Here is a 13,079-nt window from a genome sequence, read left to right on the forward strand (position 1 = left end):
GGCGGGGTGTCCTGACCACGCGGCGGCCGGGCCGTCAGCGTGTCGACAGGTGCCGCACAGACGTTCCATGACCACTCGCCGCTACGGTGATGGCGTGTTCGGACGCCGCCACTCCCCCAGTCCCCGCCCCGACGACGCTCCCGGTCTCGGCATCGGTGCCCTCGTGCAGGTCATCGACACCGATCGGGGTGGCGAGCAGTGGGCCGATGAGCCGATCGGGGTGATCGTGGCTCCCGGCGGGAGTCAGATCGGCGGGACACAGCGCACGTGGACCGTCGCCTTCGATGAGCCCGCGTACACGAAGGACGGCCGCGGCCCCTTCGAGCGCGCGACCGTCCTGAGTCGTCAGCTGGTGCCGGTCACGACCGACAGCGGCGAGTAGTCCGGGTCAGGGACTCAGTACTCCTCGGAGCCGCTCTTCATCATGGCCGCGACGGCCATGCAGCACCCGACGCCACCGAGGACGCCGACGCCGATGATGATCCCTGCGATGAGTTCGAGCATGGGTGGTGACTCCTTGGTTGCGTCGGCGTGTGGCTCCGCTCAGGTTACCGGATGCCGCGCATGAGCCGCAGCACCGGCTTGGCCAGGAGCAGCAGGACCACGCCCACCACGACGGCGACCAGGCCGAGGATCGTGAAGTACGGGGCCTCGTTCGCGGGGTCGTAGTAGCGGGACAGCACCCCGGTGACGGCGGTGCCGAGCGACACCGACAGGAAGAACAACGCGACCATCTGCGTCTGGAACTTCGGCGGCGCGAGCTTCGTGGCGACGGACTGGCCGACGGGCGAGAGCAGCAGCTCCGCGAGCGTGAAGACCAGCAGGATGCCGACGAGCGCGAGCAGCGGTGTGCCGTTCTCGCCCGAGCCGGTGAACGGCAGGAACAGCAGGAACGCGAGCCCCATGATCCCGGTGCCGAGGGCGAACTTCGTCGGGGTGGACGGCTGGCGATCGCCGAGCTTGGTCCACAGCGCCGCGAAGACGCCGGACAGCACGATGATGAAGACCGGGTTGATCGACTGCACCCACGACACCGGCATCTCCCAGCCGAACAGCGAGCGGTCGAGGCGTTCGTCGGAGTAGACCGTCACGACGGTGAACTGCTGCTGGTAGAGGGACCAGAACACGGCGCTGCCGATGAACAGCGGGATGAACGCGAAGACCCGCGATCGCTCGTCACGGGTGATGCCGCTCGACAGGATCACGACGAAGTAGCCGATGGTGGCCAGCACGACGACCGCCACCACCACGGTCGGCAGGTTGCCGACGTTGAGCAGACCGGTCAGCACGGCGACGACGATGACGACGAGCGCGACGACGACGCCGGCTCCGATGAGCGGCAGACGGCGGCGGTCGACGGGGTTCGCCACGTGGCGGACGACCTCGGGCAGCTTCCCCCGCCGGATCGCGTACTGCACCAGGCCCGCGGCCATGCCGACGGCGGCCAGGCCGAAGCCCCAGTGGAAGCCGAGCGAGCTCTGCAGCAGCCCGGTGAGCAGCGGTCCGAAGAACGCCCCGAGGTTCACGCCGAGGTAGTAGAGCGAGAAGCCGGCGTCGCGGCGCGGGTCCTCGCGGCTGTAGAGGCCGCCGACGATCGTGGTGGCGGTGGCCTTGAGCCCGCCGGAGCCGAGCGCGATGAGCACGAGGCCGACCCCGACCCCGGCCACCCCGGGGATGAGCGCGAGGGCGATGTGCCCGAGCATCACGACGATCGCGCTGCCGAACAGGGTCCGGTCCGCACCGATCAGCCGGTCGGCGATCCACGCCCCGATGATCGTGAACAGGTAGACCGCGCCGCCGTAGGCACCCATGATGCCGGTGGCGATGCCCTTGTCGATCCCCAGGCCGCCCTGCGTGACCGTGTAGTACATGTAGATGAGGACGATGCCCTGCATCCCGTAGAACGAGAACCGCTCCCAGAGCTCCACGGCGAACGGTGTCGAGAGCTCGAACGGTTGCCCGAAGAAGGTGCGTCCGGGACGGCCTTCGCGGTCCGCGGGGGTGGTACGTGACATGGCGGCCAGTCTGCCCCTGGCCGGGTGGGCGCGCCCAATCGTCGAACACGGCTCATGTCTTTGGAGGGTTCCCACGACCCCTTGACGGCACCGGCGACACGGGGTTGTGCGCCCCGCACGGCGTTCCCGCCACTGTCGGCACCGGTGTCTAGCGTGGACGGTGCAACACGGACACCGCAGTTCAGGAGGACTCCGCCCATGGTCGACACCGCACCCGCCCAGCGCACCACCCCCGCCAGTGGCAGCGACACCGCGCCGGACGTCGACGCGAAGAACGCCGCGCAGCACGCCGCGCCGAACGCCGACGCCGCCGGCGACCCGGCAGCGGGCACCCCGACCGCCGGCACGGACACCGACGTCCGCATCGACGTCGAGCTGGTGCAGGAACTCCTGCTCGGACGCTGGGCCGAGGACCGCCGGATCTCCCGGCGTCTCGCGCTCGACCCCGCGATGCAGAAGATCGAGGGTCAGCCGATCCCCGAGCACCGGGCACGCGTGCTCGAGCAGCTCCGGACCCTGGTCGACGCCGGGGCGATCCAGCGCCCCTACCCCGCCGAGTTCGGCGGCCAGAGCAACCACGGCGGCAACCTGGCCGCGTTCGAGGAGCTCGTCACCGCCGACCCGTCGATGCAGATCAAGGCCGGGGTGCAGTGGGGACTGTTCGGGTCCGCCGTGCACCACCTGGGCACCGAGGCCAACCACCGCGAGTTCCTGCCGGGCATCGTCTCGTTCGCGGTCCCCGGCTGCTTCGCGATGACCGAGACCGGCCACGGCTCGGACGTGCAGAGCATCGCCACGACGGCCACGTACGACCCCGCGACCGAGGAGTTCGAGATCCACACGCCGTTCCGCGGTGCGTGGAAGGACTACATCGGCAACGCTGCCCTGCACGGGCACGCCGCCGTCGTGTTCGCGAAGCTCGTGACCGCCGGTGTCGACCACGGCGTGCACGCGTTCTACGTCCCGCTCCGCGACGCCGAGGGGGCGTTCCTGCCCGGCGTGAGCGGTGAGGACGACGGCCCCAAGGGCGGCCTGAACGGCATCGACAACGGCCGGCTCGCGTTCGACCACGTCCGGGTCCCCCGCACCAACCTGCTGAACCGCTACGGCGACGTCGCCGCGGACGGCACCTACTCGTCACCGATCGCCTCGCCCGGCCGCCGGTTCTTCACGATGCTCGGCACCCTGGTGCAGGGCCGGGTGTCGCTCGACGGCGCCGCGGTCGTCGCCCAGAAGATCGCGCTGCAGATCGCCCTGACCTACGCCATGCAGCGCCGCCAGTTCCCCACCGGTGACGGCACCGAGGGCGTGCTGCTCGACTACGGCCGGCACCAGCGCCGGCTCATCCCGCGCCTGGCGACGGTGTTCGCGCAGTCGTTCGCGCACGAGAAGCTCCTGCGCACCTTCGACGACGTCTTCAGCGGTCGTGAAGACACCCCGGAGCGCCGGGAGGACCTGGAGACCCAGGCCGCAGCGTTCAAGTCGATGTCGACCTGGTCGGCGCTCGACACCCTGCAGGAGGCCCGCGAGGCCTGCGGCGGTGCCGGGTTCCTCGCCGAGAACCGTCTGACCGGGCTCCGCGCCGACCTGGACGTCTACGTGACGTTCGAGGGCGACAACACCGTGCTGCTGCAGCTCGTCGGCAAGCGCCTGCTCACCGAGTTCCGCGCGAAGGCCCCGAGGGACCCGGCGTCCACCGCGAAGTTCGTGGCGGCCGTCGCGGCGTCGAAGCTGGCCGACGCGTCCGGCATCCGCCGCCTCGGCCAGACCGTGGCCGACCGCGGGTCCCTGGCCGCCAGCGTCGCCGACCTGCAGGACCCCCGCACGCAGCGCGAACTGCTCGCCGGTCGGGTCGACACGATGGTCGCCGAGATCGGCATGCGCCTCGCGTCGGCCGGCAAGGACCGCGCCCGCGCCGCCCGACTGCTGAACCGCTCGCAGCACGAGCTCATCGAGGCGTCGAAGGCGCACGCCGAGCTCATGCAGTGGGACGCCTTCACCGAGGCGCTCGACGAGGTCACCGAGGGCGACACCCGACGCGTGCTCGTCTGGCTGCGCGACCTGTTCGCGCTCGGCCTGCTCGAGCAGCACCTGGACTGGTACCTGCTGCACGGCCGACTGTCGGCGCAGCGGGCCCGTGCGGTGTCCGCGTACATCGACCGGCTCGTCACCCGGGTCCGACCGATCGTGCCGCAGCTGATCGAGACCTTCGGGTACGAGCCCGGTCACGTCCGGGCGCCGATCGCGCTCGGTGCGGAGCAGGCCCGGCAGGACGAGGCACGCGCCTGGTTCGCCGCCGAGGCCGCCGCCGGCCGCCTGCCCGAACAGGAGAAGAAGCCCCGCCCGTGACGGACACGCGGCCGCGCCCGTGACGGACGTGCAGCCACGTTCGTAACGGGCGCGCAGCCGCGCCCGTGACGGGCGTGGCTGCGTCGGACGGCTAGGAGTCGGTCGGTCCCGACGGAGTCGAGCCGCCCGCGGCACCCCCGCCACGTGCCCCGAGCGCCGCGCGCAGCTGCGCCTCGGCGTCGTCACCGGCAGCGGCGGCCTCGGCGTTCGCCTCGGCGACCGCACGCACGACCTCTTCGCGCTGGATCTTCACGCCGCGCGGTGCGTCGATGCCGATCCGGACGCCGTCGCCCCGGGAGTCGAGCACCGTGATGACGATGTCGTCGCCGACGAGGATCCGCTCGCCGACCTTCCGCGTGAGTACCAGCACCCGTTCAGCCTAGCGACACGACGGGGAGCCCCAGCAGGTCCACCGACCCGGGCGTGGCGGTCTCCCCCGCGCCGATCGCCACGACGCCGACCACGGGCAGCCGCGAGGCCACCGCGGACACCATCGCGGCCGAGTCCGCCGGCTTCCGCCCGACGTCGACCACGACCCACACCTGGTCGGCCTGCAGCGCGTCGCCGGTCGCCCGGTCGTCCCACGCGGCGACGGCGAGCACGGCGTGCCCGTCACGGACGCCGTCGGCCCGCGCCAGGATCGCCGCACGGCGGTCGGCGGCGTCCGTCGGCCGGAGCGCGTGCCGCACCGCGAAGAGTCCGGCGGCGGCGTCGACGTCGTTCGGCCGCCCGACCAGGAGCACCAGGTCACCGTCCGCGGACCGTACGGCGGGCGGGGTGGACCGGGCCACCGGAGCAGGCGAGGGCGCGTCGAGGACGCGGGACGGGCCTCCCGACCGGGTCTCGACGACCGGCTGCGCGACGGCCACCGCCTGCGTGTCGGCCACCGTCTGCGCGTCGACGGCGGCCTGGAGGCGCGGGTCGACCCCGGCCGGCACGTCCGGCTCGGCCGGCGCGTGCGTCGGGCGCGGGGCGCTCGGCGTGATGCCGTCCGCCTGGAACCCGTCGAGCACCGACGCGAAGGCGTCGGCCCGCGTCGTCGCGGTGCCGTCGGTGCCGGCGATGCGGGCCTCGGCCGCCTCGGCGTCGGCGAGCAGCGCGGCGATGCCGGCGCGCTGCACGGGCGAGTCGGCGATGACCACCCGGGCGGTGGGCTGGTCCCCCGGTTCCGGCACCTCGACGGTGGCCTCGACGTGCGCCTTGCGGAACAGCCCGCCGAAACCCGGCGTGGTCACGCGTTCGGCCGCGACGATCCGCGCACCCGCGCCGAACTCGGTCCGGACCGCGTCGCGGAGGGACTCGAGCGTGGCGCCGCTACGCTGCAATCGGGTCGGCGGCACGGACCACTCCCACGGTCTCGATGGTGGAGCCCGCGGCGGTGGCCTCCTGGTACGACAGCACCGGGAGCCCGTTCGACTGGGCGGCGACCATGCGGTGCACGGCCGGGCGGAGCTGCGGGGCGCAGACCAGGACGGCGGAGAGCCCCTGGTCCTCCACGGAGCGCACGGCGTCGCGGACGGAGCCCAGGACCTGCTCGATGCGGTGCGCGTCGAGCACGATCTGGCTGCCCTGCTCGGACGGCCGGAGGCCCTCGAGCATCGACTGCTCGAGCATCGGGTCGATCATGATGACGCGCAGGGTGCCGGCGTCGGTGTGCCGGGCGGCGAGGGCCGGGCCGAGGGCCGCACGGGCGGACTCGACGAGCCCCTCGGGGTCGGTCGACACCTTGGCGCGGAGCGTGAGGGCCTCGCAGATCCGGCCGAGGTCGTTGATCGGCACCCGCTCGGCGAGCAGGCCCTGCAGCACCCGCTGCAGTTCGGCCATCGAGAGCATGCCGGGGACGAGTTCCTCGACCGCGGCGGGGTTGACCTGCTTGACGCCCTCGGTCAGGACCTTGACGTCCTCGCGGGTGAGCAGGCGCGCGGCGTTGTCGCCGATGACCGCCTGCAGGTGGGTGACGAGCACGGAGACCCGGTCGATCACGGTCGCGCCGGTCATCTCGGCGGCGTGGCGGAGCTCGGCGGGCACCCACTTGCCGGTCAGGCCGAAGACCGGCTCGACGGTCGAGGTGCCGGGCAGGCCGTCCAGGTGGTCGCCGAGTGCCAGGACGCTGCGGGCGGGCGCGGTGCCCCGACCCGCCTCGACGCCGGCGATCCGGATGGCGTAGGTCGACGGCGGCAGGTCGATCGAGTCGCGGGTGCGGACCGGCGGGACGACGATGCCCATGTCGATCGCGATCTTGCGGCGGAGGGCGCGCACCCGGCCGAGCAGGTCGTCGGAGGCGCCGGACACCATGTCGACCAGGTCGGGGGCGAGCAGGATCTCGAGGGCGTGCACGCGCATCTGCTCGAGCAGGTCCTCCGGGGTGTCGCCGGTCGGTGCGGCGGCCGCGAGTGCCTGCTGCTGGGCGGCGTCGGCCTCGGCCCGGGCGGCGTTCCGGCCGATGCGCCAGCCCGTGAAGAGCAGGGTCGCGCCGACGAGCAGGAAGGGCAGGATCGGCATGCCGGGGATGAAGCCCATCGCGATCGCGGCGACGCCGGCGATCATCAGGGCGTTCCGCGACTGCGACAGCTGGGTCGCGGCCGAGGAACCCATCTCGGACTCCGCGCCGGACCGGGTGACGATCATGCCCGTGGACACCGCCATGAGCAGCGCCGGGATCTGCGTGACCAGGCCGTCGCCGATCGTCAGGATGCCGTACTTCGACAGGGCGTCGGTGGCGGACAGCCCGTTCTGCAGCATGCCGATCGCGATGCCGCCGATCAGGTTGATGATGATGATCAGGATGCCGGCGATCGCGTCGCCCTTGACGAACTTCGACGCACCGTCCATCGCGCCGTAGAAGTCGGCCTCGGCGGACACCGCGGCACGGCGCTCCTTGGCTTCCTGGTCGGTGATCAGCCCGGCGTTCAGGTCGGCGTCGATCGCCATCTGCTTGCCCGGCATCGCGTCGAGGGTGAAGCGTGCCCCGACCTCGGCGACGCGCTCGGCACCCTTCGTCACCACGACGAACTGGATGACGATGAGGATGAGGAAGATGACCGCGCCGATGATGATCGACCCGGAGACGGCGACGTGGCCGAACGCCTGGATGACGTCACCGGCGAAGCCCTCGCCGAGCACCAGCCGGGTGGACGCCACGTTCAGGCCGAGCCGGAACAGCGTCGCGACGAGCAGCAGGGACGGGAACACCGAGAAGTCGAGCGGCTTCTTCACGAACAGCGTCGTGAGCAGGATCACCAGCGCCAGCAGGATGTTGATGATGATCAGGAAGTCGAGCAGGAACGACGGCACCGGCAGGATCAGCAGCAGGATGATGCCGACGATGAACACCGGGACGACGAGCTTCGGCAGGTCCTTGCGGTTCATGCGGGGAGTCCTTCGGTCTGGTTCTCTGCGGTGCGCGGTGTGCGGAGCTTGCGGGGGCGGAGGTCACCGATCAGGGTGGCGGGGTCGATGACGCTCGCGACCTCGTCCGGGGTGGTCGGCCGTGGCGGCGCGTGCGTGCCGGCCGCGGTGCCACGGGCCTTGAGCGCCATCACGAAGGACAGGACGCGGGCCACGGGCGTGTACAGGTCGACGGGGATCTCGTGCCCGAGCTCGCACGCGGCGTGCAGCGCCCGGGTGAGCGGGACGTCGCGGACGATCGGCACGCGCTCTTCCTCGGCACGGGCGCGGATGACGTCGGCGACCGGACCGGCCCCCTTCGCCACCACCCGGGGCGCGGACTTCCCCGGCTCGTACTTGATCGCGACGGCGTAGTGGGTCGGGTTCGTCATCACGACGTCCGCGGTGCCGATGGCCTGGATCATCCGGTTGCGGCTCATCGCGAGCTGGCGGGAGCGGCGCTGCGACTTCACCAGCGGGTCGCCGTCGCTCCGCTTGTTCTCGTCCTTGACCTCGCGCTTGGTCATCATCGTGCGCTTCCGGTTGCGGCGGATCACCACGAACACGTCGAGGGCTGCGAGGACGAGTCCGGCGACGATCGCGGCGCGCAGCAGGGTGCCCGACCCGGCGGCGGCGGCCTCGAGCACGGCCGACAGCGGCAGCGACCCGCTCGTCATCAGGACCGGCATGAGCCCCTGCACCGCGAACCACAGGACGAGCCCGACGACGGCGGTCTTGAGCAGCGCCTTCGCGCCGTTCCAGAGCGCCTGGGTGCCGAACACGCGCTTCAGTCCGGCGACGGGATCGAAGTGGTCGGGCTGCGGCGTCATCTTGCGGAAGTGCACCCCGCCCTGGGTGACGGCGGCGGCGAGCACCGCGACCGCGACGACCGCGAGCATCGGGCCGAGGGTCGCACCCATCGAACCGAGGGCGTCGGCGAGCAGGGCCTGCACGGCACCGAGCTCGGGGTCCTCGATGACGCGCTGCACGGCGAGGAGCTGGTCCTGCCCCGCAGCTGCGGCGTTGCCGATCGCGGCCGGGATCATGAGCGCCGCGACGGCGATCCCGATCCACGCGCCGAGGTCCTGCGAGCGGCCGATCTGGCCCTTCTCGTGGACCTCGCGCATCCGCTGCTGGGTTGCCTGTTCGGAACGTTCTCCGCTGTCGGACACGTCGTCACCCCCGTCCCGTGATCGCCTCGACGGCATCGCCGGTCAGCGACGACACCACCGAGGGCAGGGCCATGAAGAGCGCGCCGGCGAACAGGACGGTCAGGCCGATCTTGATCGGGAAGCCCATCTGGAACGCGTTGAGCGCCGGTGCCACGCGGGTCAGCAGCCCGAGGCCGACGTCGGCCAGGAACAGCACGACGACGAGCGGTCCGGCGATCTGCAGGGTGGCGAGGAACATCTGCGACATCGCGGTCACGAGCATCGACGCGAGCCCGTCCACCGCGAAGGTGCCGGTGAGCGGCACGGCGTCGAACGACCGCACCAGGCCGCCGACGATGAGCTGGTAGCCGCCCGAGGTGAAGAGCAGCGCGAGCGCGGTCATCTGGAACAGGCGGGTGAACTGGGCGCCGTTGACCTGGGACTGCGGGTCGAACGCCTGCGCGAGCGTGAACCCGCCGAACAGGTCGATGAGCGCACCCGCCGACTGCACGGCGGCGAACACCAGGAACACCAGGAACCCGAGGGACAGCCCGACGACGAGCTGGGTGAGCAGGGCGAGCAGGAACGGCCCCGTGTCGAGCGACTCGTAGCCGACGGCGACACGCGGGGCGACGCCGATGGCGAGCCCCAGCCCGAGGATCACCTTGACCGTGCCGGGGAACGCCCGGTACGAGAACGGCGGCGCGATGACGAAGAACGCGACGAGCCGGACGCCGGCGAGCATGGTCGCCTCCAGACGGTCGGCGTCGATGCTGAGCTCCATCAACCGGCCCCGAGCAGCTTCGGGATCATGTCGAAGGCGACGTGCGTGAACGCGATCATCTCCGAGATCATCCAGTTGCCGCAGACCACCAGGGCGATCGCGACGGCGACGGCCTTCGGCACGAACGAGAGCGTGACCTCCTGGATCTGCGTCACCGACTGGAACAGCGAGATCGCGAAGCCGACGACGAGCGAGGTGACGAGCACCGGGGCGGCGAGCTTGCCGGACACCAGGAGCGCCTGGAGCACGAGGTCGATGACGGCCTGCTGGTTCATGCGTGCCCCCTAGACAACGTGGTAGCTCTCGATGAGCGACGTGATGATGAGGCCCCAGCCGTCGACCAGCACGAAGAGCAGGATCTTGAACGGCAGCGAGATCATGACCGGCGGCAGCATCATCATGCCCATCGACATCAGGGCCGCGGAGACGACGAGGTCGATCACCAGGAACGGGATGAAGATGACGAACCCGATGATGAACGCGCTGCGGAGCTCCGAGATGATGAACGCCGGGATCACCGTCGTCATCGGCACGTCCGCCATCGACTTCGGGTTGTCCAGCCCGGCGGCGCGGGTGATCAGGGCGACGTCCTCGTCGCGGGTCTGGTGGAGCATGAAGGTCCGCAGGGGCTTCGTGCCGATCTCGACGGCCTGGTTGAAGTCGAGGTGCCCGGCCAGGTAGGGCTGCAGGGCGTCGTCGTTGATGTGCCCGAGCACCGGTGCCATCACGAACAGCGACAGGAACAGTGCCAGTCCGGCGATCACCTGGTTCGGCGGGATGGACTGCAGCCCGAGCGCGTTCCGGGTCATCGCGAGCACGACGAAGATCTTCGTGAACGACGTCATCATGAGCATCAGCGCCGGCGCGACGCTCAGCAGCGTGATGCCGATGAGCGTCACCACGGCCGACGAGGGGGTGCCGTCCGGACCGTTCACGCTGACGCTGAAGTCACCGGTCGCGGGGGCGGTCGGGGTCGCCGGGGCGGTGGGTTCGACGACACCGGCGGCGTGCGCACCCGTCGTCGTGAGCATCAGGAACCCGGCCACGACCGCCAGGCCGAGCAGGACGAGGGCGACGAGTCGAACCGACCGTGCCAGCCGGTGCGGCCCTGCCGCGGTCACCCGGCCCGCCGGTTCCGCAGCGCGGCGGCGGCCTGGCGCCAGGTGTCGACCGACAGGATCGAGCCCTGCAGCTGCTGCGCGCTCGGCACGGCGCGCTGCGGGCGACGGTTGCGCGGGCGCATCGGCAGCGGCGCGACGGCGCTGGTCGCGTCGGTCGCCCGGGTCACGTCGTCCGTGTCTGCCGGGAGGCCCGTGGTGGCGTCCGACTGCTGCGCGAGTTCCCGACCGAACGCGTCGGCCGACGGGGCGTGACGCACCGGCAGCGCCACCGGTCCGGTCACGATGGTGAGTTCCGGCGCGGGCGCCTGCCCGCTGGTGAGCAGGTTGACCCCGTGCTCGGACACGCCGAGCACGAGCCGCTCCCCCTCGACGTCGACCACGACGACGCTCGCCTTGCCGCCGATGCCCTGCCGACCGACGACCTCGACGGTCGCCGCACGGCGGCCCGACGGCTTGCCCGAGAAGCGCTTGCGGCTCGCGCGGTGCAGCACCCACATGAGGGCGAGCACGACGCCGAGCGAGAGCGCGACGCGGAGGGTGACGACGAGGGTGTCCACGTGCGGGTCAGACCGTTTCGGCGACGTCGAGGATGCGGGTGATCCGGACCGCGTAGTCCTGGTCGACGACGACGACCTCGCCGTGCGCGATGAGGCGGCCGTTCAGCAGGACGTCGGCGGGGGCGCCGGCACTGCGGTCGAGCTCGACGACGGCGCCGGGCTCCATGCCGAGCACGTCGCGGACCGACATCCGGGTGCGGCCGATCTCGACCGTCAGGGTCATCTCGACGTTGTTGATCCGGCCGAGGTTGCCGGCGGGCAGGTTCGCCACGACGGGCGCCGACACCGTGCCGTTCTCGCGGATCCGGATGCCGAACCACCCGGCGGGCAGGCCACCGGCGGCCAGTTCGAACACGACGGTGTCGGGGTCGGCCAGCAGCGACGCGGCCGACTCGCGGTTCGCCTCGCCGAGCACCCCGACGCCGAGGACCCCGGCCGCGGCCTCGAGCGACGGACGCAGGACGTCCGTGACGGCCACGATGCCGTGGTCGGTGCCTCCGGCGGCCGTGATCGACTCGAGGTCGGTGAGCACGAGCGCCAGGTCGGCCGACAGGCCGCCGACGAACGAGGCGACCACGGCGTCCGTCGCCGCGTCGAGCACGACCGGTGTCGCGCCTCCAGGCAGGAGCACCGCGGTCAAGGGGGCGGCCGTCGGGAGCTGCGCCGCGAGCGACTCGGCCGCTGCGGTGTGGAGGGTGGTCGTTTCGGTCATCAGTGCTGCTCCGTGCTCGTGGTGGTGACGACGATGCCGGCGAGGCGCGAGCCGTTCGCGCCGACCGCGGCGGTGCCGACGGGTTCGCCGTCGACCGCGATGGTGAGGGGCCGGTGCTGCGGGTGCGGCAGCGGCAGGACGTCGCCGACGGCGAGCCGCAGGACCTGCGTCGGCAGGACCGCGGCCGGGGCGAAGCGCAGGCTGACGCCCACGGGCACGCTCTCGAGCTGCGCGTCGAGCAGGGCTCGGGCGTCGGCGCGCGACACGTGCGCGGCGGCCTCGCCGAGCTGCGGCAGGACGGCCTCGGCCGGCAGGGCCAGCGTGCCGGGCGCGATGCGGTCGCCGACCCGGATCGAGAACGAGGCGACGATCATCAGGTCGCCCTTCTGCGCGGCCTGGGCGAACTGGCTGTTGAACTGGAACCCGCCGACCGTGACGTCCTGCGCGAGCAGGCCTCCGAACGAGTAGCGGAGGTCGTCGAGGGCGTCCTCGACGATCTTGCGGACCAGGGCCTGCTCGATGGGCGTGAAGGTGCGGTCCGGCGTCGGCAGCGGCTTCGACGCGCCCAGCGCGTGCGACACCCACGTCAGCGCGGCGTCGAGCGGGACCTGCAGCACGCCCTTCGGGGTCAGGCCGGTGATCGGCAGCAGCACCATGCCGGTGAGCGCGGGCAGCGACGCGGCGTACTCGTCGTACGTCGTCATCTCCACCTGCTCGCAGGTGACCTGGCTGACCGCGCGGACCTTCGCCGTCAGCTGCGTGCCCCACTGGCGGGCGAACGTCTCGAAAGCGAGCTCGAGGACCCGGGCGTGCTCACGGGCCAGCGTCGACGGGCGCGCGAAGTCGTACACCTCGGGCGCTGGCAGGGTCTCGGTCACGGGTGCGTCTATCGGTCACCTGTGGGGCACCCGTCAGTGCTGTACCCCGTAGTGGGGCGGTGGCGGCAGCGCTGGTGCGCTCCGCACGCTGCGTGTCTCAGCCCTGCTGCGCTGCGTGTCCCAGC

Annotated in this window: 13 protein-coding genes; 2 read left to right on the forward strand and 11 right to left on the reverse strand. The window is 71.8% G+C overall.

The genetic code is table 11. From position 1 onward, the window contains the following. The first annotated feature begins 94 nt into the window (after positions 1-94). Complete coding sequence (locus tag DEJ03_RS05400; protein ID WP_110863805.1) at positions 95-382, forward strand: hypothetical protein; 288 nt, start codon at positions 95-97, stop codon at positions 380-382. Positions 383-548: 166 nt separating this feature from the next. Here the strand turns inward: DEJ03_RS05400 and DEJ03_RS05405 are convergent, their stop codons facing one another. Further along, a complete protein-coding gene (locus tag DEJ03_RS05405) occupies positions 549-2,015 on the reverse strand; it encodes a peptide MFS transporter (protein ID WP_173033752.1) in 1,467 nt (488 codons plus the stop codon). A 198-nt stretch (positions 2,016-2,213) separates the two neighbouring features. On the opposite strand from DEJ03_RS05405, the gene DEJ03_RS05410 reads away from it, so the two are divergent. Further along, positions 2,214-4,364, forward strand: coding sequence for an acyl-CoA dehydrogenase (locus DEJ03_RS05410; protein ID WP_110863806.1), 2,151 nt, complete (start codon positions 2,214-2,216; stop codon positions 4,362-4,364). Between the two features lie 91 nt (positions 4,365-4,455). On the opposite strand, the gene csrA is transcribed toward DEJ03_RS05410, so the two are convergent. The 10 genes from csrA to DEJ03_RS05460 are packed head-to-tail and all read right to left on the reverse strand — an operon-like array spanning position 4,456 to position 12,954. Beyond that, positions 4,456-4,734 carry a carbon storage regulator CsrA gene (gene csrA, locus DEJ03_RS05415; RefSeq protein ID WP_110863807.1) on the reverse strand — a complete coding sequence of 93 codons (279 nt, stop codon included), beginning with the start codon at positions 4,732-4,734 and terminating at the stop codon, positions 4,456-4,458. 4 nt (positions 4,735-4,738) lie between these two features. Then, the gene (locus DEJ03_RS05420; RefSeq protein WP_146237657.1) at positions 4,739-5,704 is read right to left on the reverse strand and encodes a hypothetical protein; all 966 of its coding nucleotides are present in this window, start codon (positions 5,702-5,704) and stop codon (positions 4,739-4,741) included. After that, on the reverse strand, positions 5,679-7,733 hold the full coding sequence (locus DEJ03_RS05425; protein WP_027465543.1) for a flagellar biosynthesis protein FlhA: 2,055 nt from the start codon (positions 7,731-7,733) through the stop codon (positions 5,679-5,681). The genes DEJ03_RS05420 and DEJ03_RS05425 overlap by 26 nt, the downstream gene beginning before the upstream one ends. Beyond that, complete coding sequence (locus tag DEJ03_RS05430) at positions 7,730-8,923, reverse strand: flagellar biosynthesis protein FlhB (protein WP_110863809.1); 1,194 nt, start codon at positions 8,921-8,923, stop codon at positions 7,730-7,732. The genes DEJ03_RS05425 and DEJ03_RS05430 overlap by 4 nt, the downstream gene beginning before the upstream one ends. Before the next feature lie 4 nt (positions 8,924-8,927). Beyond that, complete coding sequence (locus tag DEJ03_RS05435) at positions 8,928-9,686, reverse strand: flagellar biosynthetic protein FliR (protein WP_071403902.1); 759 nt, start codon at positions 9,684-9,686, stop codon at positions 8,928-8,930. After that, positions 9,686-9,961 (reverse strand): flagellar biosynthetic protein FliQ, encoded by a 276-nt coding sequence (locus DEJ03_RS05440; RefSeq protein WP_017887433.1) that lies wholly within the window; start codon positions 9,959-9,961, stop codon positions 9,686-9,688. Before DEJ03_RS05440 ends, DEJ03_RS05435 begins: the two co-directional genes overlap by 1 nt. Before the next feature lie 9 nt (positions 9,962-9,970). Further along, on the reverse strand, positions 9,971-10,807 hold the full coding sequence (gene fliP, locus DEJ03_RS05445; protein ID WP_110863810.1) for a flagellar type III secretion system pore protein FliP: 837 nt from the start codon (positions 10,805-10,807) through the stop codon (positions 9,971-9,973). Continuing rightward, complete coding sequence (locus DEJ03_RS05450; RefSeq protein ID WP_110863811.1) at positions 10,804-11,364, reverse strand: flagellar biosynthetic protein FliO; 561 nt, start codon at positions 11,362-11,364, stop codon at positions 10,804-10,806. Before DEJ03_RS05450 ends, fliP begins: the two co-directional genes overlap by 4 nt. Before the next feature lie 7 nt (positions 11,365-11,371). Continuing rightward, the gene (gene fliN, locus DEJ03_RS05455; RefSeq protein WP_110863812.1) at positions 11,372-12,076 is read right to left on the reverse strand and encodes a flagellar motor switch protein FliN; all 705 of its coding nucleotides are present in this window, start codon (positions 12,074-12,076) and stop codon (positions 11,372-11,374) included. Continuing rightward, the gene (locus DEJ03_RS05460) at positions 12,076-12,954 is read right to left on the reverse strand and encodes a flagellar motor switch protein FliM (protein WP_110863813.1); all 879 of its coding nucleotides are present in this window, start codon (positions 12,952-12,954) and stop codon (positions 12,076-12,078) included. Before DEJ03_RS05460 ends, fliN begins: the two co-directional genes overlap by 1 nt. Between the last annotated feature and the right edge of the window lie 125 nt (positions 12,955-13,079).

Origin of the sequence: Curtobacterium sp. MCLR17_043, from assembly GCF_003224215.1 — a bacterium.
GTDB classification, from domain to species: domain Bacteria; phylum Actinomycetota; class Actinomycetes; order Actinomycetales; family Microbacteriaceae; genus Curtobacterium; species Curtobacterium flaccumfaciens.